Origin of the sequence: Dietzia massiliensis (assembly GCF_018390595.1) — a bacterium.
Taxonomy (GTDB): Bacteria; Actinomycetota; Actinomycetes; order Mycobacteriales; family Mycobacteriaceae; genus Dietzia; species Dietzia massiliensis.
In genome coordinates this window covers 73,725-96,322 of record NZ_JAHBAV010000002.1, presented here as the reverse complement: position 1 = coordinate 96,322, position 22,598 = coordinate 73,725, and the positions used below count along the sequence as shown (strand labels likewise).

General features: G+C 72.7%; 18 protein-coding genes and 2 tRNA genes. 11 read left to right on the top strand and 9 right to left on the bottom strand.

Annotated features, from left to right (window positions below; translation table 11 throughout):
* Nucleotides 1-4 precede the first annotated feature (4 nt).
* From KHA85_RS01225 to KHA85_RS01215, 3 genes are read left to right on the top strand one after another with little or no spacing between them, the layout of a single operon-like run.
* Nucleotides 5-784 carry an MBL fold metallo-hydrolase gene (locus KHA85_RS01225; RefSeq protein WP_070721593.1) on the top strand — a complete coding sequence of 260 codons (780 nt, stop codon included), beginning with the start codon at nucleotides 5-7 and terminating at the stop codon, nucleotides 782-784.
* 26 nt (nucleotides 785-810) lie between these two features.
* Complete coding sequence (gene rph / locus KHA85_RS01220) at nucleotides 811-1,596, top strand: ribonuclease PH (RefSeq protein WP_007627767.1); 786 nt, start codon at nucleotides 811-813, stop codon at nucleotides 1,594-1,596.
* Between the two features lie 2 nt (nucleotides 1,597-1,598).
* On the top strand, nucleotides 1,599-2,285 hold the full coding sequence (locus KHA85_RS01215; protein ID WP_213184502.1) for a non-canonical purine NTP pyrophosphatase: 687 nt from the start codon (nucleotides 1,599-1,601) through the stop codon (nucleotides 2,283-2,285).
* Between the two features lie 6 nt (nucleotides 2,286-2,291).
* On the opposite strand, the gene KHA85_RS01210 is transcribed toward KHA85_RS01215, so the two are convergent.
* Both KHA85_RS01210 and KHA85_RS01205 read right to left on the bottom strand, forming a co-directional pair.
* On the bottom strand, nucleotides 2,292-2,666 hold the full coding sequence (locus KHA85_RS01210; RefSeq protein ID WP_070722092.1) for a DUF3817 domain-containing protein: 375 nt from the start codon (nucleotides 2,664-2,666) through the stop codon (nucleotides 2,292-2,294).
* Nucleotides 2,663-3,226 carry a hypothetical protein gene (locus KHA85_RS01205; RefSeq protein WP_213184501.1) on the bottom strand — a complete coding sequence of 188 codons (564 nt, stop codon included), beginning with the start codon at nucleotides 3,224-3,226 and terminating at the stop codon, nucleotides 2,663-2,665. The genes KHA85_RS01210 and KHA85_RS01205 overlap by 4 nt, the downstream gene beginning before the upstream one ends.
* 59 nt (nucleotides 3,227-3,285) lie before the next feature.
* On the opposite strand from KHA85_RS01205, the gene KHA85_RS01200 reads away from it, so the two are divergent.
* From KHA85_RS01200 to KHA85_RS01190, 3 genes are all read left to right on the top strand, one after another.
* A tRNA-Leu gene (locus KHA85_RS01200) sits at nucleotides 3,286-3,367 on the top strand.
* A gap of 47 nt (nucleotides 3,368-3,414) precedes the next feature.
* Complete coding sequence (locus KHA85_RS01195) at nucleotides 3,415-3,969, top strand: CAP domain-containing protein (protein WP_165001104.1); 555 nt, start codon at nucleotides 3,415-3,417, stop codon at nucleotides 3,967-3,969.
* 70 nt (nucleotides 3,970-4,039) lie between these two features.
* Entirely contained in the window at nucleotides 4,040-4,564 is a 525-nt protein-coding gene (locus KHA85_RS01190; RefSeq protein WP_061229717.1) for a DUF421 domain-containing protein, read from the top strand.
* A 28-nt stretch (nucleotides 4,565-4,592) separates the two neighbouring features.
* On the opposite strand, the gene KHA85_RS01185 is transcribed toward KHA85_RS01190, so the two are convergent.
* Together KHA85_RS01185 and KHA85_RS01180 are read right to left on the bottom strand one after the other, a co-directional pair.
* Nucleotides 4,593-5,162, bottom strand: coding sequence for a gluconokinase (locus tag KHA85_RS01185; RefSeq protein ID WP_213184500.1), 570 nt, complete (start codon nucleotides 5,160-5,162; stop codon nucleotides 4,593-4,595).
* A 14-nt stretch (nucleotides 5,163-5,176) separates the two neighbouring features.
* A complete protein-coding gene (locus KHA85_RS01180) occupies nucleotides 5,177-6,016 on the bottom strand; it encodes a maleylpyruvate isomerase family mycothiol-dependent enzyme (protein WP_213184499.1) in 840 nt (279 codons plus the stop codon).
* Nucleotides 6,017-6,138: 122 nt separating this feature from the next.
* Between KHA85_RS01180 and KHA85_RS01175 the strand changes: the two genes are divergently transcribed.
* On the top strand, nucleotides 6,139-7,533 hold the full coding sequence (locus KHA85_RS01175; RefSeq protein WP_213184498.1) for a glucose-6-phosphate dehydrogenase: 1,395 nt from the start codon (nucleotides 6,139-6,141) through the stop codon (nucleotides 7,531-7,533).
* 47 nt (nucleotides 7,534-7,580) lie between these two features.
* Here the strand turns inward: KHA85_RS01175 and KHA85_RS01170 are convergent, their stop codons facing one another.
* Both KHA85_RS01170 and KHA85_RS01165 read right to left on the bottom strand, forming a co-directional pair.
* Nucleotides 7,581-7,721, bottom strand: coding sequence for a methionine/alanine import family NSS transporter small subunit (locus tag KHA85_RS01170; protein WP_082767821.1), 141 nt, complete (start codon nucleotides 7,719-7,721; stop codon nucleotides 7,581-7,583).
* 3 nt (nucleotides 7,722-7,724) lie between these two features.
* Nucleotides 7,725-9,398, bottom strand: coding sequence for a sodium-dependent transporter (locus KHA85_RS01165; RefSeq protein WP_213184497.1), 1,674 nt, complete (start codon nucleotides 9,396-9,398; stop codon nucleotides 7,725-7,727).
* A gap of 147 nt (nucleotides 9,399-9,545) precedes the next feature.
* Here KHA85_RS01165 and KHA85_RS01160 point away from each other — a divergent pair, with 147 nt between their 5' ends.
* From KHA85_RS01160 to KHA85_RS01150, 3 genes are all read left to right on the top strand, one after another.
* On the top strand, nucleotides 9,546-10,109 hold the full coding sequence (locus tag KHA85_RS01160) for a hypothetical protein (protein ID WP_070722080.1): 564 nt from the start codon (nucleotides 9,546-9,548) through the stop codon (nucleotides 10,107-10,109).
* Between the two features lie 358 nt (nucleotides 10,110-10,467).
* Nucleotides 10,468-19,908: a polyketide synthase gene (locus tag KHA85_RS01155; protein ID WP_308936813.1), complete on the top strand. Its 9,441-nt coding sequence runs from the start codon at nucleotides 10,468-10,470 to the stop codon at nucleotides 19,906-19,908.
* Complete coding sequence (locus KHA85_RS01150; protein WP_213184495.1) at nucleotides 19,905-20,429, top strand: holo-ACP synthase; 525 nt, start codon at nucleotides 19,905-19,907, stop codon at nucleotides 20,427-20,429. The genes KHA85_RS01155 and KHA85_RS01150 overlap by 4 nt, the downstream gene beginning before the upstream one ends.
* Before the next feature lie 49 nt (nucleotides 20,430-20,478).
* Here KHA85_RS01150 and KHA85_RS01145 read toward each other — a convergent pair whose 3' ends face one another.
* Both KHA85_RS01145 and KHA85_RS01140 read right to left on the bottom strand, forming a co-directional pair.
* The gene (locus tag KHA85_RS01145; RefSeq protein WP_007626718.1) at nucleotides 20,479-21,225 is read right to left on the bottom strand and encodes a TetR/AcrR family transcriptional regulator; all 747 of its coding nucleotides are present in this window, start codon (nucleotides 21,223-21,225) and stop codon (nucleotides 20,479-20,481) included.
* A gap of 7 nt (nucleotides 21,226-21,232) precedes the next feature.
* On the bottom strand, nucleotides 21,233-21,739 hold the full coding sequence (locus tag KHA85_RS01140; RefSeq protein ID WP_213184494.1) for a peroxiredoxin: 507 nt from the start codon (nucleotides 21,737-21,739) through the stop codon (nucleotides 21,233-21,235).
* 148 nt (nucleotides 21,740-21,887) lie between these two features.
* On the opposite strand from KHA85_RS01140, the gene KHA85_RS01135 reads away from it, so the two are divergent.
* Nucleotides 21,888-22,163 (top strand): DUF3618 domain-containing protein, encoded by a 276-nt coding sequence (locus KHA85_RS01135; RefSeq protein WP_007626708.1) that lies wholly within the window; start codon nucleotides 21,888-21,890, stop codon nucleotides 22,161-22,163.
* A gap of 317 nt (nucleotides 22,164-22,480) precedes the next feature.
* On the opposite strand, the gene KHA85_RS01130 is transcribed toward KHA85_RS01135, so the two are convergent.
* Nucleotides 22,481-22,553: transfer RNA gene (locus KHA85_RS01130), tRNA-Lys, on the bottom strand.
* Nucleotides 22,554-22,598: the final 45 nt, after the last annotated feature.

Genomic DNA, 22,598 nt, shown 5'->3' with positions numbered 1-22,598 from the left:
GCCCATGTTTCTGACTGTCCTCGGCTGCTCGGGAAGTATCGGCGGACCCACGTCGCCGGCGTCCGGGTACCTCGTGGAGGTCGACGGTCTGGCGCCCGTGGTGGTCGACATGGGGCCCGGGGTGCTCGGCGCGTTGCAGCGGCACGTCGCGCCCGAGGACGCGACGATCCTTCTGTCGCATCTGCACGCGGATCACTGCCTGGACGTGCCGAGCCTGTTGGTGCTGCGGCGTTTCGGCCCCGGCGCGCGGGGCGCGGGTCGCGTGCCGCTGGTGGGGCCGTCGGGGACGGCCTACCGGATCGGGGTGGCGTCGGCGGAGGAGCCGGGAGCGGTCGACGACCTGTCGGACACGTTCGACGTGTCGACGTGGGACGTCACGCCCGAGGTGGCGATGAGGGGCGACGACGACGAGGTGGCCCTGCACGTGCGGGCCGAGAGGGTGGAGCATCCGCCGGAGTCGTACGGGCTCCGCCTGGAGTCCGGTGACGGGAGGGTGTTGGCGTACAGCGGCGACACCGCGTACTGCGACGCCCTGGTCGAGCTCGCGGTCGGCGCGGACGTCCTGCTGTGTGAGGCGTCGTGGACGCATGAGGAGGGGCGCCCGCCCGGCATCCACATGTCGGGCTCCGAGGCGGGGTTGACCGCCCGGCGGGCCGGGGTGGGCCGGCTGGTGCTCACCCACATCCCGCCGTGGACCGACCACGAGGCGGTCCGGGCCGAGGCGGCCGCCGAGTTCGACGGCGAGATCCTGCTCGCGGAGCCGGATCTGCGGATCACCGTCTAGGGGGGCGCCCGCTAGGATCGGCGGTCGTGACCTCTTCGAACTTCCACAGGGCAGACGGACGCGGCGTCGACGAGCTGCGCGACGTGACCATCACGCGGGGCTTCACCTCGCATCCGGCGGGGTCGGTGCTCGTGACCTTCGGGCAGACCCGCGTCATGTGCACGGCCAGCGTCACCGAGGGCGTGCCGCGCTGGCGTAAGGGATCGGGGCTGGGCTGGCTGACGGCCGAGTACGCGATGCTGCCGGCGGCGACCCACGAGCGGTCGGGCCGCGAGTCCGTGCGCGGCAAGGTCGGTGGCCGCACCCACGAGATCAGCCGGCTCGTCGGCCGCTCGCTGCGCGCGTGCATCGACCTGTCCGCTCTGGGGGAGAACACCATCGCGCTGGACTGCGACGTGCTCCAGGCCGACGGCGGTACGCGCACGGCGGCGATCACCGGCGCGTACGTGGCGCTGGCCGACGCGATCACGTGGCTGCAGTCCTCCGGCGCGGTGACGGGCAACCCGCTCACCGGGGCGGTCGCCGCGGTGAGCGTCGGCGTGGTCGACGGACACGTGCTGTGCGACCTGCCGTACGAGGAGGACTCGCGCGCCGAGGTGGACATGAATGTGGTGTGCACAGACGGCGGCAAGCTCATCGAGGTCCAGGGCACGGCCGAGGGCGCCGCGTTCGGCCGCGACGTGCTGGACGCGATGCTCGACTCGGCGCAGGCCGGCTGTGAGCGACTGTTCGCGCTGCAGCGCGAGGCGCTCGCCGCGCCGTACCCGGGCGAGCTGCCCAGCCCGCCCGCGGCGCGGAACCGGGGGCGGTAGCCGTGGCCGTCCGTCTGCTGGTCGCCAGCCGCAACGCCAAGAAGCTGGCCGAGCTGCGCCGGGTGCTCGAGTCCGAGGGGGTCGTCGGCATCGAGCCGGTGGGGCTGGACGAGGTGCCGGAGTTCCCGGAGGAGCCCGAGACCGGCGCCACGTTCGCCGAGAACGCCCTGATCAAGGCGCGCGCCGGGGCGCTGGCGACCGGGCTGCCGTGCCTGGCGGACGACTCGGGCCTGGCCGTGGACGCGCTCAACGGGATGCCGGGCGTGCTCTCCGCGCGCTGGGCCGGCCGTCACGGCGACGACGCCGCGAACAACGCCCTGCTGCTCGCCCAGCTGTCGGACGTCCCGGACGAGCGGCGGGGTGCGGCGTTCGTCTCGGCGTGCGCGCTGGTCGGGCCGGGCGTGCCCGGGGTCGCCCGGGCCGCCCGGGACCCGCGGGTGCACGGTGAGGGCACCGACGAGGGCCTGCAGGGCGAGGTCGTGCAGGAGGGTCGCTGGCCCGGACGGGTGCTCCGCGCGCCGCGCGGGGAGGGCGGGTTCGGCTACGACCCGCTGTTCCTGCCCGAGGGCTCCGACCGGTCGGCGGCCGAGCTCAGCCCGCAGGAGAAGGACGCGGCCTCACACCGCGGCCGGGCGCTGCGTGCGCTGGCGCCGGCGCTGCGGGTGCTCGCCGCGCGCGCCGAGGGCTGAGCGGGGTCAGATCGCGTACTCGGCGTGGACGTCGCGGGTCCGCTTGTGCTCGAACCAGAACGACAGGAACGGGATCGTCCCCGCAAGCGCGGTGAGCAGCGTGCGCGTCGCGGGCCAGCGAGCCTTGATCGCCAGATCCAGGGTCATGAACAGGTACAGGATGTAGAAGACGCCGTGCGCCTGACCGATGTAGGTGAACCACTCGGGCGCGTCCGAGGAGTCGGCCAGGATGAGGTACTTGTAGATCATCTCCACGGTGAGCACGAGCAGCCACACACCGGTGATCCAGGCGAGCACGCGGTAACGCTTGAGCGCACCGGCGACCTTCCCGCCCGGGTCCGGCCTGCGGTTGTCGGTCTGCGGCGTGGTTGCGGCTGTCATGAAGCGGATCTCTCCTGGTGGTTGCCGCCGGCCGCCCGATCCTTCCGGGCCAGCTCGGCGAGATAGGCGTTGTACGCGTCCAGGCCCTCGTCACGGGCCCGGGCGTCCGCGGCGGGACGACGGGTCGGAAGCAGGTCGGCGGGGATCTCCGTCAGGACGCCGAAGCGGTCCCGGCCCGACCCGTTCTTCCCGGCGGCCGGCAGGTCCGCCGCGCGGGGGTCGGCCTCGTCGTCGTCATCGTCGTCGGTGCCCCGTGCGCCGGCGGTACCGACCGAGGCGGAGGCCCAGTCGTCCTCGGCGGCCTCCATCCGGACGTACTTGAGGTACGCGTAGATGAGGAAGCCCCCGAGGAACGGCCACATGAACGTGTACCCGAGGTTCTGGACGGTGCCGCTGGCTTCCTGGTAGCGGGCGAGCTGCCACAGGCCCATCCCGATGCACACGATCGCGCCGAGGACGACGAACGCGATCCACGCCGGACGGTGCTTGACCGAGGACGGCGCCGGATCCGCGGACGCGGCCTCGTCTCCGGTCGCTCGGGAACTCAGGGTGTCGGACACGCCTCCACGGTACCGCTGACCACGCGGTAAGCTCATCTCGCCCGGTACCCCCGGGTGACGCGCCCGTGGCGGAATTGGCAGACGCGCTGGATTTAGGTTCCAGTGTCTACGGACGTGGGAGTTCAAGTCTCCCCGGGCGCACAGGTCTCTCCACTCGGACCGGGTGATCAGGATGTCGGGTGATGAGGATGAGCAACCGGACAGTCGCGAGGGCGGCGGTCGCGTCGGTGATCCTGGTGGCGTCGGTGATGAGTGGCTGCGCGGAGTCGGATCTCGCGGTGAACGGGGGACTCCCGTGGACGGACCCCCGTGGCGCGGCGCCGCTCGAGCCTCCGGCGGAACCGTCCCCGGTGGAGGAGCGGACGAACGCGCAGCGCAGCGAGAACGGGCTCCCGGCACTGGACGCGAGCGAGAAGCTCCGCGACAGTGCCTGTGCGAAGGCCGACGACATGATCGCGAGGGACTACTGGGCGCATCACGCGCCTGACGGCAGCGGCGGCCCGGGCACGTTCATCCGCGAGGCCGGCGTCGATTACCACAGGGCAGCGGAGAACCTCTTCTATTCGTCCACCGGCGGGCCCGACCCGGTCGCCCAGTGGATGCAGAGCCCGGGCCACAGGGAGAACATCCTCGACCCGGACTTCACCCGCGTGGGTGTCTGCATGCGGACCGCCGCCTACCAGGGCCTGCCGGAGGCGCATCTCTACGTCCAGCACTTCGCCACCCCGATGGCGGAGAGGTAGCCCGGGCCGCCGGCACGGGGCTCGTCGGCACGGGGGCTCGTCGGCGCCGGCTCGTCGGTACGGTGCGGGCATGTGGTTCGACAACTGGCCTGACGTTCTCCGCGTCCTGCTCGTCGGCGCCGCCGCCTACGCGTTCCTCGTGCTGGTGGTGCGGGTGTTCGGCAAGCGCACCCTGACGCAGCTCAACGCCTTCGACTTCGTCGTCACCGTCGCGCTCGGTTCCACGCTCGCGACCATCATCCTCAGCTCCGACGTGTCCTGGACCGAGGGCGCGATCGCGATGGCGTTGCTCGTCGTCCTGCAGTACGCCGTCTCGCGGCTGAGGAGGTCGCGGGCCGGGCGGGCCGTCCTCACCGCCGACCCGACGCTGCTCGTGCGCGACGGCGTCTTCCTCGACGACCAGATCGCCCGCCACCGCCTCACCCACGCCGACATCCGCCAGACCATCCGCTCCTCCGGCGTCGGCGACCTGGGCGACGTCGCGGCCGTCATCCTCGAGAACGACGGCAGCATGAGTGTCATCACCGGGTCGTCGCTGGGCGACGGATCCGTCCTCGAGGACGTCCCGGGGTGGGCGCGGCAGCACCGGGGCTGACGGCGGCCGAGCCCGGCTGACCGCCGCCTCATCCCGACAGCGCGGCCAGCACGTCCTCGGCGATCTCGTCCGCCGGCCGCGAGATCGGGCAGAGCATCCCGTACTCGTCGGCCGCGAGCGACTCCAGCGTGAGCACCTGCGACTCCAGGATCCGATCGGATGCGAAGTGGCCGCGGCGGGCGGCGAGACGGGCGGCGATGAGTTCCGGATCGGTGCCGAGCTCGACGAAGAACACCGGGCGGCGGACCTCGCGCAACACATCGCGATAGGCGCGGCGCAGCGCCGAGCACGCGACGACGAGGCCGCGGTCGGGCCCCGGCGCCTCCGACCCGCGCGGGTGGTCGTGGTCCCTCATGCGGTCGCGGACCGCCTCCAGCCACGGCCAGCGGTCGTCGTCGGCGAGGGGTTCCCCGGCCGCCAGCTTCCGGATGTTGCGAGGGGGATGCAGGTCGTCGGCATCCACCAGCTCCGCACCCGCCCGTTCGGCGATAGCCCGGGCGACCGTCGACTTCCCGGCGCCGGAGACCCCCATGACGACGATGTGCGGACCGGGCGTCTGGCCGGACCCTCCGGCTGCTGAGCTCCTCGTCGTCGTCACCACCTCCCGAGGGCTCAGATGGTGAAGGCCAACGATCCGAGGATCGCCCGGCCGAGATCCTCGTCCCCGGTGACCTCCACGCCGTGACCCGGCTCGGCGGTGATGCGGCCGGTCGTCGCACGCACGAAGGTCGCCGTGTCGAAGACCAGCTCGACGGTGGTCCGCGCGGCGTCGTCCACATCGGCGAGCCGCGCGCGTCCGTCGACGACGACGTCGGTGGCCAGCGGCAGATCCGCGTCGTCCTCACCGACGACGCGGAACCGGACACGCGACCCGTCGGGGGCGCCGGCGCCCTTCCCGACGATGCGCGGCAGGGCCCGGACGATCTCCTCGACGGCGAACCGCCCGGTGTCACCGCCGAGGTGGTGCTTCATGCCGAGCGCCTGCCGGATGTCGTCCTCGTGGACCCAGCAGTCGAAGACCCGCACCCCCATGAAGCGCCGGTAGGGGACATTCCCGACGGGGGACCCGGTCTCCGCCTCGATGTCCGCGGCGGACATCTCCGCGAGCTGTTCCGTGCGCTCGGCGACGACCTCCCGGAAATCGGCGAACGCGTCCTCGACCGCGAGCGACCGGGCCTCCTGGACGAACTTCTCGTTGAGCTCACCGATCGGGTTGCGGACGTACTCGCGCACCGACTCCGGCAACTCGATGTCCGGGACCGGCTCGCCGGCGAGCATGTGCTCGGTGCCGGCGATGTGCGCCACGATGTCGCGCACGGTCCACCCCGGCAGCGCCGTCGCCGCCGTCCAGTCGTCCTTCTTCAGGCCCGCCAGCACCTCGTCGAGGCGCTTCCACTGCCGCACCAGGTGGCGCACCTCGACGGGTGCCGTGTCGCTCGACTCGCTGTCCATGCCGCCGAGGCTACTGGCGTCGCGCCCGGCCGGTGGACGATCGCGCGGGTAGCGTCGGGCGGGCAGCCGAGTAGTGCCCGGACCGAGCCGCCGGGCGACGACCCGCCGGGAGGCCCGACCGCATGCCGACCACCACGTCACAGAACGACCGCCCCACCCTGGCGATCCTGGGGGCCGGGGGTGATCTCACCGAGCGCCTCCTGCTCCCCGGCCTGGGCTCGCTCCTGGCGCGCGACCCGGAGCGTGACGTCACCGTCGTCGGATCCGGCCGGTCCGGTATGGACGACGACGAGTGGCGCGGACTCGTCCGGTCGGCGCTGCGCGAGGGCGGCTGCGGACCGGACCAGGCCGACCGGGTCGCGGCGACGACTCGCTTCGTCGCCCTGGACGTGACGGACGCCGACGCGTTCGCCGACTTCATCGACGGGCTCGACGGCCCGGTGGTGCTGTACTTCGCCCTGGCCCCGGCCGTCACCGCCACGGCGTGCGAGGGACTGCGCGGCCGCCTGCTCCGCGACGACGTACGGTTCGCGGTCGAGAAGCCGTTCGGCACCGGCCTCGCCTCGGCCCGCGACCTCAACGCGCTGCTCCTCGACCTCGTCCCCGAGGACCGCGTCCACCGCGTCGACCACTTCCTCGGCGACGCGAACGTCCTCAACATCCTCGGGATGCGGTTCGGTAACCGGGTCCTCGAACCCGTGTGGACGGCCGAGCACGTCGAGCGCATCGACGTCGTGGCCGACGAGACCCTCGCCCTCGAGGGCCGTGCCGGCTACTACGACTCGACCGGAGCGCTGGTCGACATGCTCCAGTCGCACCTGTTGCTCGTGACGGCGCTGGTCACCATGGAGGCGCCCGCGCGACTGGACGCGACCGAACTGCACGACCTGCTCGCCACCACCCTCCGGTCCACCCACGTGTGGCGGGACGACCCGTCCGCGTCCTCCCGCCGCGCCCGCTACACGGCCGGCAGGGCGGGCGGCCGCGACGTCGTCGCCTACACCGACGAGGAGGGCGTCGACCCGTCGCGGGGGACCGAGACGCTCGCCGAGGTGGTGCTCGAGGTCCGGAACCAGCGCTGGGCGGGAGTGCCCGTGCGGCTCCGGTCAGGCAAGGCACTGGGTGAGGACTCGATGCGGGTGACGGTGACGTTCCGGCCGCCGCCACACGTTCCGGAGGCGTTCGCGGGCGAGGTCCCGCCGAGCCGGCTCACGATGGGCATCGCGCCCGGCCGGGTGGCACTCGACCTGACGACAAGCGCCTCCGGCGACAGTCTCGCGCTCGAGGACTCCCGCCTCGACACCGAGCTCGGCGACAGCGACCTGCTCCCGTACGGGGAGGTCCTCGGGCGGATCCTCGACGGGGACCGGCTCCTCACCGTCCGCGGCGACGTCGCCGAGGAGTGCTGGCGGATCCTCACCCCGGTGATCGAGGCCTGGGAGTCCGGCGCGGTCCCGATGGAGGAGTACGAGGCGGGCTCGGACGGCCCGGTCGAGGGGAACCCCGGGACGACGTAGGCCCCGGTTCCGCTGTGGAACCGGGGCCTACGGTCGATGACCGGGAGTCAGACCTTCCGCGCCGTGCGCGCGGCGTTCTCCTCCGTCATGTCGTCGGGCTGCCGGACGAAGTGCGCGATGCTCAGTGCCAGGCCTCCCCAGATGACGAGCAGGAACAGCACCATCATGATGATCGCTGCGGTGTCCATGGTTCAGCCCTCGTTTCGGGTGGTCTCGGTACGGTTGCCGCGCGTACCGGTGCCGGCCGTGCGGGTCGCGCTGGCCGCGTCGGCCCGGACGGGGGAGCCCGACGCGTCGAACTGGTCCTCGTAGAAGACGTCGCTTGGATCGTCGTCCGTCGCCGGCGGGCCGTCGAGGTGACGGGCCCCGCGCCAGGGCAGCAGGGACAGGATCACCGACAGCACCAGGATCGCGGCGATCATGCCCCAGCCCCAGACGCCGAGTACGGCGGCGTCGTAGCCCTCGTACGGCTCCGAGACCAGGCTGCGGATCTCGCCGAACAGCGCGTACGCCAAGACGAGCGGGGTGACGACCGCCATGCACACGATCCAGATGGGGCCGACCTTGAACGAAGAGACCGAGTTGAGGTGGTCGCGCAGGGTGGGACCCAGGCGCAGCGCGAACATCACCACGATGAGGGCGATGAGCGCGATGCCCACGATGCCGATGCTGTTGGCGAACTTGTCCAGGATGTCGAGGTTCTGCAGGCCCGTCTCGGTGGGCATGAGCAGGATCGACACGATGGCCATCGGGCCGCCGATCGCCAACGTTGCGGTGGTGCGGGAGACGCCGACCTTATCCTGGAAGGAGGAGATGACCACCTCGACGATCGAGATCATCGACGTGAGGCCGGCGAGGATGAGGCACGCGAAGAACACGACGCCCCAGATGGGCCCGCCGGGCATCTGTGAGATGAGCGCGGGGAAGGCGATGAACGCCAGGCCCGGCCCGCCGCTGACATCGTCCCAACCCGCACCCGCGGCGGAGGAGACCAGGAAGCCGAGGGTGGCGAAGACGCCGATACCGGCCAGGACCTCGAACGCGGAGTTGGAGAAGCCCACCACGAGACCCGAGCTGGTGAGGTTCGACCGGCGCTTGAGGTACGACGAGTAGGTCAGCATGATGCCGAAGCCCACCGACAGGGAGAAGAAGATCTGCCCGTAGGCGGCGATCCACACACCGGGGTCGGTCAGCACGCCCCAGTCGGGCGTGAAGAAGTTGTTGAGGCCGTCGGCGGCCCCCTCGAGAAACAGGGACCGGATGACCAGGGCCGCGAACAAGACGATCAACAGCGGGATGAAGATCTGAGCGGTCCGGCCGATGCCCTTCTGAACTCCCGCGATGAGGACGCCGAGAGTGAACAGCCATACAACGACCAACACGCCCGTGATGAGCGGCACGAAGTCCAGGCCGAAGCCGGACCCGGCGCGGAGGAAGTCCTCCGAGAAGAAGGTGGCGGTTTCCTCATAGGTCTCGCCCCAGCGGCCGTCGACGGAGAACCAGGCGTAGCAGGCCGCCCATGCGAGGATCACCGCGTAGTAGACGGCGATCACGAAGGACACCAACACCTGGATCCAACCGATCGGCTCGGCGAAACGGTTCATGCGGCGGAAACTCAGGGGAGCGGAGCCGCGGAACCGGTGGCCGATGGCGTAGTCGAAGAACAGCAGGGGGATACCGGCGGAGAGCAGCGCGACCAGATACGGGATGAGGAACGCGCCGCCGCCGTTGTCGTAGGCGACGAAGGGGAAACGCCAGATGTTGCCGAGGCCGACGGCGGAGCCGATGGCGGCGAACACGAAGACGGAGCGCCCCGAGAAGGCCTCGCGTCTCCTGGTACCGCCCGTGGCGGCGGGTGTGGACATGGATTCCTCCTCAGCGGGGGAGCGGGCGGGTTCAGGTCTGAGCCGTGCTCTGAGTCCCCTACTTCTAGTCGGACGGTTGCCATTTGGTGATCGAATCGACGCAAGTCGGGTACTCGGTCACGTGGCTGGTGTGATTAGGGTAAGCCCATGAGGCACCAATTAGGAGGGCGGACCGCGAATCGGCTGCTCGTCGCCGCGGCGCTCGTGACGCTCACCGTCGGCGCGGGCTCCGTCGCCGCCTCCCCGCGGACGCTCGCGCCGGGCGGGCCGGCGGTTCCGACCGTGGTGGCGCCCGTCGAACCGGTGGCCGCGTCCGTACCGCCCCCGGCCGTCCTGACGCCCACGGACGTCGTGCGCGAGACCGGCCGGTGGTTCTCGCACGGGCGCACGCTTGAGCTCCGGCCGGACGGCACCGGTACGTTCGCCGTTTGGATGGGGGCGTTCGACGGTCACCTCGTGCAGCTGCGGCTGATCCCCGCGCCCGGGGCAGCGACCGTCGCCGAGGTCGTGGCGATCGACCGGGTGGGGGAGGGGGCGCTCGCGCCGGACGAGACGCCCGGTATCGGTGGCCTGGTCACCGTGTCGTTCGGGCAGGCCGCGCGGGCCGCCCACGTCGAGTGGTCGTCCGGGCCGCGCCGGTTGGCCGCCGATCTGTGCGCTGCCGAAGGGTTGGACGCGCGGGCCATGGAGGAGCTGCGCTGCGGCGCCTGATCGCGGCACGGCAGTGGCGACGCGTCGTCCCGTACCGGGTCGCGGGCGCGTCGGCAGCACACCCGTATGGGCTGGACGACACGCCCTGGTGGCCCGAGAGCCCCTGAAAAGATGTAACGATTCGATAACGGCGCAAACGCAGAACTTGAGGGTGGCCTCACCTGTAGATATGAGGCGCGCGTCATGTCTTTTTGTGGCGGGCATCACCGCCGCCAACCGACGGCTGACCCGCGATTCGGTCGGTCGTACCCCCGCAATCTGAGGGGCCCCTCAACTTTGTGTGGCAATCTGTGCGCTGCGCCGAAACCGGTCACCGATTCCGGCGATGTCCCTGACGCAGTGCCAAGGAGTTCCACACGTGACGATCGACGACCGCGACCTCACCCCCCGCCCGATCGAGACCGGGTTCGCGGCCCGTAGCGCCGCCCGCGCCCTCGCGGACGAACTCCGTGAGGGTACGGCCTATGCGCTCGCCTTCGGCGGGCAGGGGATCGCCTGGCGCGACGCGCTCAGCGATCTCATCGACGGCACGGGGATCGGGCCGGAGCTCCAGGACCTCGTCGACGCCTCCGTCGCCCTCACCGAGCCCGTCCATGACGAGATCGCGGTCGTGCGGACCCACGGCTTCCGGCCCATCGAGTGGGCCAACACCACCACCGGCGAGGACGAGGACGCGGCTGACCTGCCCGACGACGCCTTCCTGTCGGCCGCCGCGGTCTCCCTCCCCGCGGTCCTGCTCACCCAGATGGGTGCACTGCGCGCCCTCGCGGCCGAGGGCTTCGACGTCAACGACACCGCCCCGGCGGCCGTGGTCGGACACTCCCAGGGCGTGCTGGCCGTGGAGTCGGTGGAGACCTTCGGGTCCATCGACGACCGGCTGCTGGCCGTCGCCGAGCTCATCGGCGCCGCCGCCACCCTGGTCGGGCGGCGCGTGGGTCTGTTCCGCCGTGGCCAGGCCAGCCCCATGGTCGGGGTGTCCGGGATCGACGGCGAGGCCCTGCGATCACTGGTCGACGAGCTGTTCTCGGACGTCGACGCGTCGATCCGCCCGTCGGTCTCCATCCGCAACGCGCAGCGCCGCCACGTCGTGGTCGGCCGACCGGACGACCTCGAGGACCTGCGTCGTCACTGCGCCGACCTCGAGGCCGAGTCGCGTCGTCGTCGCGAGGCCAAGCTCACCGGCGGCGAGGTCTTCGCCCCCGTCTTCGACCCGCTCGACGTGGAGGTCGGATTCCACCACCCGGCGATGGCGCCGGCGGTCGAGATCGTCTCCCGCTGGGCCCGCGCCTGCGATCTGGACGTCGAGCGCGCCGTCCACCTGGCGCGCCAGGTCTTCATCGAGCCGGTCGACTGGGTCGAGGAGATGGCCGAGGCCCTGCACTCCGGTGCCCAGTGGATCCTCGACATGGGCCCCGGCGAGGCGCTGACCCGCCTCAACCGGTCCGTGGTCCGCGGTCAGGGCGTCGGCGTGGTCGCCGCGGCCACCCGCGGGGGCCTGCGCAATCTGTTCACCCCGGGCGCCACGCCGCCCATCGAGCGGCCGTGGACGGCGTTCCAGCCGCAGCTCATCACGCTGCCCGACGGCAGCGTCCACGTGGAGACGTCGTTCACCCGCCTCACCGGGCGCTCGCCGATCCTGCTGGCCGGCATGACGCCCACCACCGTGGACCCGCAGATCGTCGCGGCGGCGGCCAACGCCGGCCACTGGGCCGAGCTCGCCGGCGGCGGTCAGGTCTCCGAGGCGATCTTCGCCGAGAACACCTGCCGTCTGGCCGAGTTGCTCGAGCCCGGCCGCAGCGCCCAGTTCAACTCCCTGTTCCTCGACCCGTACCTGTGGAAGATGCAGGTCGGCGGCAAGCGCCTCGTCCAGCGGGCCCGGGCCGCGGGCATCCCCTTCGACGGCGTGATCGTCACCGCGGGGATCCCCGAGCTCGACGAGTCGGTGGCCCTCATCGAGGAGCTGACCGAGGCAGGCCTGCGGTACGTCAGCTTCAAGCCCGGCACCGTCGCGCAGATCCGCCAGGTCGTGCGGATCGCCGCCGAGGTCCCGCACATGCCCGTCATCGTCCAGGTCGAGGGAGGGCGCGCCGGCGGCCACCACTCGTGGGAGGACCTCGACGCCCTCCTGCTGTCGACCTACGGCGAGCTGCGCGAGCGCCCCAACGTCGTCCTGTGCGTCGGCGGCGGCATCGGCACCCCCGAGCGGGCCGCCGACTACCTCACCGGCTCGTGGGCCAACGCTCACGGCTACCCGGCCATGCCGGTCGACGGCATCCTCGTGGGCACCGCCGCCATGGCGACCCTCGAGGCCACCACCAGCCCCCAGGTCAAGCAACTGCTCGTGGACACCACCGGCGTCGACGCCTGGGTGGGCGCGGGCCAGGCCGAGGGAGGCATGGCCTCCGGCCGTAGCCAGCTCGGCGCGGACATCCACGAGATCGACAACACCGCCGCGCGCACCGGACGCCTCCTCGACGAGGTGGCCGGCGACGCCGAGGCCGTGGCCGCCCGCCGCGACGAGATCATCGCGGCCATCAACGGCACCGCCAAGCCCTACTTCGGCGACCTCGACTCCATGACCTACGAGCAGTGGCTGCGTCGCTTCGTCGAGCTCTCGCTCGCGTCCGGCGCCGGCGCCGACGGGTCGGTCGCCGGGGGCGACGACTCGTTCGACGTGGGTGGCGACTTCGCCGCCGCCGTCGCCGACGGCACCCGTTCCGTGTGGCTCGACCCGACCATCCGCGAGCGCTTCCACCGCATGGTCCAGCGCACCGAGGCCCGCCTCGACGCCGCCGACAGCGGCCGCATCCGCTCCGCGTACCCGCGCGTGGAGTCCATGGAGCGCCCGGCCGAGGTGATCGACGCCCTCGCCGCCCGCTACCCCGAGCTCGCGAGCGCCGTGCTGCACCCGGCCGACGCCGCCGAGTTCCTCGACATCTGTCGCATGCCCGGCAAGCCCGTGCCGTTCGTCCCCGTCGTCGACGCCGACGTCCGCCGCTGGTGGCGTTCGGACTCGCTGTGGCAGGCCCACGACCCGCGCTACGACGCCGACGCCGTGTGCGTGATCCCCGGGACCACCGCCGTGGCCGGCATCACCCGCGTCGACGAGCCGGTCGGTGAGCTCCTCGACCGTTTCGAGGCCGCCACCGCGGACCGGGTCCGTGGCTACCTCCCCGCCACCGAGGCCGTGTCGAGCCGCCGCCGCGGCGTCGTCACCACCGCCACCGGCCCCGTCGCCGACGTGCTCAACAGTCCCGACGTCACCTGGGCCGGCCGGCTCGTCGTGAACCCCGTCCACCGCCTGGGCGTCCTGCACGCGTGGGAGATCGACGCCGACGGCATCGGTCGCCACCCGGTCTCCGGCGCCGTCCTCACCCCGGACACGGACGGGCAGACGGTCGACCTGACGCTGCCGATCGGCCCGGCCGAGATGACCATCACCCTCACCGTGGGCGACGCCGTGGCCACCGGTGCTGCGCCCGTCGTCACCGATGACGCCGCGGAGTCCGCCATGCGCACCCTGCTGGCAACCGCCGCCGGCGTCGGCCGCGGAGGAGCGGGCGGCACCCGGATCGACGCGCTGCCCGAGGTCACCGACGGCGTCGCCACCGCGCGGTTCACGTTCGAGCCGACCCTGGCCACGGACCACACGGGCGTCACCGCCGGCAGCCTGCCCACCTCGCTCATGCCGTCCGCCGGCGTCCCGGACGCCCTCGTGGGCGCCGCCTGGCCGACCGTCTTCGCCGTGCTCGGCCAGACGCGTCGCCCGCGCGGCACCGGCACGGTCGTCGAGGGGCTGCTCGATCTGGTCCACCTGGACCACGGCGTCCGCATGCACGCGGCGCTGCCGCAGGAGACGACCGACCTCGTCGTCGTCGCCCGGTCCGGCGGTGTCCGCGACACCGACCTCGGCCGCGTCGTCGAGGTGTCGGTCGAGGTGGCCGCGGAGGCGCGTGACGGCTCCCGCACCCCGCTGTGCACCCTGTCGGAGCGCTTCGCCATCCGCGGCCGCACCGGCGGTGCCGAGGTCGGCGACCCCCGCCCGGCCGGTGGCGCGCTGGTCACCCCGTCCGGCGGCTTCGCGGAGCCCGCGGAGACCACGCGCCAGCAGCGCGTGTCCGCCACGCTCACGGCCCCGCACGACATGACCGCGTTCGCGCTGGTCTCCGGCGACCACAACCCGATCCACGTCTCCGACACCGCGGCCGAGTTGGCCGGGCTGGGCGGCGTGATCGTCCACGGCATGTGGCTCTCGGCCGCCGCGCAGCACGCCGTGCAGGCCTCGGACGGCAAGACCCCCGCGCTGCGGATCGCCGGCTGGACCGCCCGCATGCTCGCGCCGGTCCGCCCGGGCGACCACATCACCGTCCGCGCGGTGCAGACCGGCCGCCACGCCGGCGGCCAGGTCCTCGAGGTCACGTGCACGGTCGACGGCGCCACCGTCATGGCCGCCACCGCGCTCACCGAGGCCCCGCGCACCGTCTACGCGTTCCCCGGCCAGGGCATCCAGGCCAAGGGGATGGGCATGGAGGGGCGCACCCGCTGCCCCGCCGCCCGCGAGATCTGGGACCGCGCCGACAAGCACACCCGTGAGGCCCTGGGCTTCTCGATCCTGGCGCTCGTCCGCGACAACCCGACCGAGGTCACCGTCCGCGGCGAGGTCCACCGGCATCCCGACGGCGTGCTCTACCTGACCCAGTTCACCCAGGTCGCGATGGCGTGCCTCGCGGTCGCCCAGCGCGCCGAGCTCGAGGCCGACGGCCTGCTCGTCGACGGCGCCTACTTCGCCGGCCACTCGATCGGCGAGTACGACGCCCTGGCCGCCATCTCCGGCGTGCTCGAGCTCGAGCCACTGCTGGAGATCGTGTTCCAGCGTGGCTCGACCATGCACCAGCTGGTCCCGCGTGACGCGCAGGGGCGGTCGGACTACCGCATGGCCGCCATCCGCCCGTCGCAGATGGGCATCTCGGACGAGGACATCGCGGAGTGGGTCGCCGACGTGGCCCGCGAGTCCGGCGAGTTCATCGAGATCGTCAACTACAACCTGGCGGGCTCGCAGTACGCGCTGGCCGGCACGGTCGCCGGCTGCGCCGCCCTGGAGAAGGCGGTGAACCGGGAGCTCGAACGCTCGGGCGGCAAGAACGCCTTCATCCTGGTGCCCGGGATCGACGTGCCGTTCCACTCCACGGTGCTGCGCGGCGGCGTCCCGGACTTCCGGGCCACCCTCGACGCGCTGATCCCCGAGGACGTGGACATCTCGGTGCTCGTCGGCCGCTACATCCCGAACCTCGTGCCGCGCCTGTACAGCCTCGAGCGCGACTTCGTGCAGGAGATCGCCGATCTCGTGCCGGCGGAGGCCCTGGACGAGGTCCTCGCGAACTGGGACGAGTGGGCCGCCACCCCCACGCGACTGGGCCGCCTGCTGCTCGTGGAGCTGCTGGCCTGGCAGTTCGCCAGCCCGGTCCGCTGGATCGAGACGCAGGAGCTGCTGTTCACGCCGATCGAGCGTGGCGGCCTCGGCGTCGAGCAGTTCATCGAGGTCGGTGTGGCGAACGCCCCGACCGTCGCGAACCTCGCCTCCAAGACCCTCGACCTGCCCACCCACCGCGGGCCGCGCGCCCAGGTGATCAACGTCGAGCGCGACTCGGCGACGCTGTACGGCACCCTGCCGCCCAGCGTGGAGGTCGACGACGACGAGACGGACACCGGCACCGGTTCCGCCTCCACCCCGGCCGCCGGTCAGGCGGCCCCCACAGACCCCGCACCGGCCGTCAACACCCCCGGCACGGCCGGTGCGGACCGATCCGAACCGGCAGCTGCGCCTGCCGCCGCCCCCGGCGCTCCCCGCCCGGACGACCTGGAGTTCGGCGCACCCGCCGCCACCCGCATGCTGGTGGCGCTGCGCACCAAGGTCCGCCCCGAGCAGATCGCCGCCGGCGACTCCATCGAGACGCTGTGCGACGGCGTGTCCTCGCGCCGTAACCAGCTGCTGCTGGACCTCGGCACCGAGCTGAGCCTGGGCGCCATCGACGGCGCCGCCGAGGCGGACTTCCCGACCCTCGCCGACCAGGTCTCGCGCCTGGCCCGCGGCTACGCCCCCTTCGGCCCCGTCCTGTCGGACGCGGTCGGGGAGGCCCTCCGCGCGGTCCTGGGCCGCAGCGGCAAGCGCCCGGCGTACATCACCGAGCGCGTGACCGGCGCGTGGGAGCTCGGCGCGGGCTGGGCCCACCACGTGACCGCCGAGATCGCGTTGGGCACCCGTGAGGGCGCCTCGATCCGCGGTGGTGACCTCGCGACCCTCGACGCCTCGGGCGTGAAGGACGTCGCCGGCCTGGACGCGCTCATCGACGCGGCCGTGCAGGCGGTCGGCGCCGCCCACGGCGTGTCCGTCGCCATGCCCTCCTCGGGCGCCGGCGGAGGCGGGGTCGTCGACTCCGCCGCGCTGACCGAGTTCGCCGACGAGCTCACCGGGCGCGACGGCGTCCTGGCCGAGGCCGCGCGCGGCCTGCTCACCCGGCTCGGGCACCTCGAGCCGGAGGCCGTCGACCTGCTGGCCGACGCCGACCCGGACTCCGAGCTCGCCGACCTCGTGGCCGCCGAGCTGGGCTCCGACTGGCGCCGCGTGGTGGCCCCGGCCTTCGACGCCGGCCGCGCCGTCCTGCTGGACGACCGCTGGGCCTCGGCCCGCGAGGACCTGGCCCGCCTGTGGACCGCCTCGGATGTGCCGGCCGACGCCGCGGAGGCCTTCCGCGGCGCGGGCGAGATCGTCGCCGAGCAGGCCCGCTGGTGGGCGGCCCGGGCGACCGATGCCCGCCGCGACGCGCTGGCCACGGCCTTCCGGGAGATCTCGGAGGCCGCGGCGGAGGAGTTCGTCGGCGAGTACGCGGGTGACGTCGCCGTCGTCACCGGTGCCGGCAAGGGTTCCATCGCCGCGGCGGTCACCGGCCGCCTCCTGGCCGGTGGCGCCACGGTGGTCGCCACCACCTCGTGCCTCGACCAGGGCAAGCTGGCGTTTTTCAAGGATCTCTACCGCTCCAACGCCCGCGGTGGCGCGGCGCTGTGGGTCCTGCCCGCCAACATGACCTCCTACTCGGACGTCGACGCGCTGGTCGAGTGGGTCGGCTCGGAGCACTCGGAGTCGGCCGGCGGTCAGACCACCGTGCTCAAGCCGGCGCTCAGACCGACGCTGCTGTTCCCGTTCGCCGCACCGCGCGTCCAGGGCTCGATGGCCGACGCCGGCCCGCGGGCCGAGACGGAGATGCGCGTCCTGCTGTGGAGCGTGGAGAAGCTCGTCGCCGGGCTCGGCGCGATCGGCGCCGACACGGACGTCGACTCCCGCCTGCACGTGGTCCTGCCGGGCTCGCCCAACCGCGGCATCTTCGGCGGCGACGGCGCCTACGGCGAGGCCAAGGCCGCGCTCGACGCCATGATCGCCAAGTGGGGTTCGGAGAAGGCCTGGTCGCAGCGGGTCACCTTCGTCCACGCGATCATCGGGTGGGTCCGGGGCACCGGCCTCATGGGCCACAACGACCCGCTCGTCGAGGCCGTCGAGGCCGCGGGTGTGTCCACGTGGTCCACCGCGGGGATGGCCACCGAGCTGCTGCGCTGGTGCGCACCGGAGTTCCGCGAGGCCGCTGCCGAGAAGCCGGTCACCGTGGACCTCACGGGCGGGCTCGGGACGGCCGACCTCGACATGTCCGCGCTCGCCGCGGACCGGCCCACCGCCTCCGCGACGACCCCGGCCGAGGACACCGCCGGCACGATCGCCGCGCTGCCCTCGCTGCCGACAGTCGCCGCCGACGAGCGGCCCGAGTGGGGTGAGGTCACCCAGGACCTCGAGGACATGGTCGTCATCGTGGGCGCCGGCGAGGTCGGCCCCTACGGCAGCGCCCGTACCCGCTTCGAGGTGGAGACCACCGGCGACCTCACCGCCGCCGGCGTGGTCGAGCTGGCCTGGTCGACGGGCCTGATCACGTGGGAGGACTCGCCCCGCGCGGGATGGAGCGTCACGGCCACCGGCGAGGCGATCGACGAGGCGGACATCGCCGAGCGGTTCCGCGACGAGGTCCTGGCCCGGGTGGGCGTGCGCACGTACGCCGATGACGCCCGCGCCGAGATGTTCGCGGGCGCCGCACCGCAGCTGACCTCGGTGTTCCTGCCGGAGGACCTGTCCTTCGTCGTGGACGACGAGGCCCAGGCCCGCGCCTACCTCTCGGACGACCCGGAGAACACCGTCGTCACGCAGAGCGAGGACGGGGAGTGGACGGTCACCCGAAAGGCCGGCACCGAGATCCGCGTTCCGCGCCGCACGATGCTCACGCGCGTGGTCGGTGGCCAGATCCCGACCGGGTTCGACCCCACGGCGTGGGGCATCCCCGCCGACATGGTCTCCGGCATCGACCGGGTGGCCGCGTGGAACCTCGTGGCCACCGTGGACGCCTTCATCTCGTCGGGCTTCACCCCGGCCGAGCTGCTGGCCCACGTCCACCCGGCCGACGTCGCCAACACGCAGGGCACCGGCATGGGCGGCATGACGAGCATGCGCTCGCTGTACATCGACGGCATCCTCGGCCGCAGTCGCGCCAACGACACGCTGCAGGAGGCACTGCCCAACGTCGTGGCCGCGCACGTCATGCAGTCCTACGTCGGCGGCTACGGCTCGATGGTGCACCCGGTGGCGGCCTGCGCCACCACCGCGGTGAGCGTCGAGGAGGGCTTCGACAAGATCCGCGCCGGCAAGGCCGAGTTCGTGGTCTCGGGCGGGTTCGACGACCTGTCCATCGAGGGCATCCAGGGCTTCGCCGACATGTCCGCCACCGCCGACTCCGCGGCCATGGCGGCCAAGGGGATCGACGAGCGGTACTACAGCCGGGCCAACGACCGGCGTCGCGGCGGGTTCGTCGAGTCGGCCGGCGGCGGCACCATCCTGCTCGCCCGTGGTGACGTCGCGGCCCGCATGGGCCTGCCCGTCCTGGGCGTGGTCGGCTGGGCCGGCTCGTACGCCGACGGCGCGCACACCTCCATCCCGGCCCCCGGGCTGGGCGCGCTGGGCGCCGGTCGCGGCGGGAAGCGCTCGCCGCTCGCCCGCGGCCTCGCCCAGCTGGGCCTGACCGCCGACGACGTGGCCGTGGTGAGCAAGCACGACACCTCGACCAAGGCCAACGACCCCAACGAGTCGGACCTGCACGAGCGTCTCGCCGAGGCGATCGGCCGGTCCGAGGGCAACCCGCTGTTCGTGGTGTCGCAGAAGACGCTCACCGGCCACGCCAAGGGCGGTGCCGCGGCGTTCCAGCTCATCGGGCTCACCCAGATGCTGCGGTCGGGCACCATCCCGCCCAACCGCTCCCTGGACTGCGTCGACGACGTCCTGGACCACCACCGGCACCTGGTGTGGCTGCGCGAGACGCTGCAGCTGGGCGGCGACCTGCCCCTCAAGGCCGGTCTGCTCACCTCGCTGGGCTTCGGACACGTCTCCGGCCTCATCGCCGTGGTGCACCCGGAGGCCTACCACCGCTCCGTGGCCGCGGCGTACGGCGAGGACGAGGCCGAGCGCATCCGCGAGGCCGGCCTGCGCCGCGAGCGCGAGGGCGCCCGGCGCCTGACCGACGCGATCTACGGCGGCGAGGCGCTCTACACCCGCCCCGAGGCCCGTCGCCTCGGTGAGGGCTCGGGCGACGAGCTCAAGGAGCGCGAGGCCGCGGTCCTGCTCGATCCGGCCGCCCGGGTCGACGCCGACGGCGTGCTGTCCGCCGGCGTCGCCGCGGAGGTCTCCGGGACCGCGGAGCGCTCCGGGCGGTGACGACCGGGGTGAGAGGCGTCGGGGTCGACATCGTCGACCTCGGCGCCTTCGCCGCGTCTCTGGCCGAACCGGGGACACGGCTCACACGGGCGTTCTCGCCCACCGAGCGGAGGCAGTGTCGCGAACGCGCCGAGGCCCGCGGGGCCGGCCGGGCGGGCGGGCTCTCGTCGTCGTCGCCGTCTGGGGCGCCGTTCCCGCCCGGGGCGGTGACACCTCGCCGCGACGAGGACCCGCTGGCCCGCCACCTCGCCGCCCGCTGGGCCGCGAAGGAGGCCGTCATCAAGGCGTGGTCCGCGGCGCTGTACGGCGAGCCCCCGCCGATCCCGCCCGACCTGCTGCGCTGGGCGGAGATCGAGACGGTGTGCGACGCGTGGGGCCGGCCGACGGTGCGTCTCGGGGGCGAGGTGGCCCGGCAGGTGGCCGCGACCCTCGGCGACGACGTGCGCTGGAACGTCTCCCTCAGCCACGACGGCGGCTCCGCGATCGCGTTCGTCGTGCTCGAGGGGCCGCCGCGCGGATAGGTGGCAAGGTAGTCGCGCTCCACGGCGACGGGGGAGCGGCGGGGCCGCCTCAGTCGGCCTGGGCCTCCTTCTCGGCCAGCCACAGGTAAGCGGTGAGCATCCGCTTGAGCTCGGTGACGGTCGCGTCGTGCATGTCCTCGCCACCGGCCGAGCCGACGGTGTCACCCGCCTCGCCGCCGGGCACCGGACCGGCGCTGACCGAGAAGTTCAGCATCGAGTAGGCCACGTGCACCAACACCTCGGCCATGAACGCGCGACGTTCCCGCTCCGTGGCGGGCATGAGCGGCGCGAGGACGCTGGCGATCATCCGGGCGATCTCCCGCTCGTTCACCGCGGCCGTGGCCCGCGTGGCGGGAGTGGCCTGGGTGGCCAGCCAGACCGCGCGCCGCGACGGATCCCGCAGCCACAGGTCGGCCAGGTGGTCGAGGAAGTCGTTGAGCAGCTCCGGCCAGTCCAGCGCGGGGATCTTCTGCGCGAACCGCTCGACCTCCTCGATCACGCCGTGCGCGTCCTGGCGGTCGAGCTCGCAGACCAGGACGTACTTGTTGGCGAAGAACTGGTACAGCGTCCCGATGGGAACGCCCGCGCGCGACGCCACCTCCTCGCAGGTGAACGAGTCGAAGCCCACCTCGACCAGCACCTCACGGGCCGACGACAGGAGCGCCTGGAACTTCCGACGGCTGCGCTCCTGGATCGGACGACGGCGGGGGACGAGGATGTTCGGTTCGTCCTGGACGGCCTCGTCGGTGATATCCCGTGACGGCTCGTGGGCGCGCTCGGACGATTCGGTCGGCATGGGTGGTTCAGCCCTCCGCCGGCTGGGGCTCGGGGAGCTCCACGCCGAGCAGCTTGGCGACCATCGCCACGTGCCCCTTCGCGCGGACGTTGTATCGGGCCATCGAGATGGTGCCGTCCGACTCCACCTCGAAAGTCGAACGGATCACGCCCATGACGGTCTTGCCGTAGTTCTTCTTCTCGCCGAAGGCGCCCCACTCGGTGAGCATCGTCTTGTCGGGGTCGGACAGGAGCGGGAACGTGATGTCGTGCTTGTCCCGGAACCGGGCCAGCTTCTCCGGCGCGTCGGGGGAGACGCCGACGACGCCCATGCCCGCGTCGCGCAGCTGCTGGAGGGCGTTCTCGAAGTCCACGGTCTCGGTCGTGCACCCCGGCGTCATGGCGGCGGGGTAGACGTAGACGAGCAGCTTCCCGTGCTCCGCGAGGAGATCCTGCAGCGACGTGGGGGTGCCGTCGGCGTCGGGGAGGGTGAACGCGGGGGCCGGCTGGCCCACCTCGAGCCGTGGTGTGGTCACCGGTGCTCCTGGGGTCGAGTCGGGGCGTCGGACCCTCCCAACCTATCCGATGCACCGGCGCTCGGGCGCGGATCCAGTCGGTGTGCAGTAGCGTGGGCGTGGTCAAGACCCGCGGGACGCCCGCGGACGAGCGATCGACGGAGGTCTCGTGTCCAGGAGTTACGACAGCATCGAGGGCGATATCGCCAAGGCGCGTGACGATCTCGCGACGACCCTGGACGAGATCATCGACCGGGTCAATCCCAAGAACCTCGCGACCGAGGGCAAGGAGCGTGCGACCGCGGCCCTGAAGGATCCGCGCGTTCTGGCGGTGCTCGGGGGGATCGCGGCCCTGGTCGTCGGCGGGATCACGGTGTCCATGGCCAACAAGCGCAAGGAACGGCAGCGCATCGAGGCGTACCTGGCGGCCCGCCGGGCCCTCTGAGCCCGCCGCCGCTCGTCACGGACCCGGTCCGGTCGGGTTCGGCGACGGCTCAGGCGTCGGCCCGGCTCCGGCTCGGCTTCATCCAGAAGAGCGTCCCGCACACTCCCACTCGGGCGACGTGTGCGGGACGTTCTTCTCGTTGGTCAGCGTCCCCCGCGCGGCACCCGCGCAGCCCGGCCCCCGGCCCTGACTGGTCCGCCGGCCCCTCGCTCGGCCCGGTCCCCGGTCCCCGGCACGGTCTGGTCCCGCCGGCCCCTCGCCCGGCCCCCGCGCACACGAAAAAACCCCGGGTCGTGGAACCCGGGGCTTTCGCTCTGTGCGCCATCAGGGACTCGAACCCCGAACCCGCTGATTAAGAGTCAGCTGCTCTGCCAATTGAGCTAATGGCGCTCGCCTCGCTGGCCTTGCGGCCTTGCTCGGTGCGAGAGAAACAGT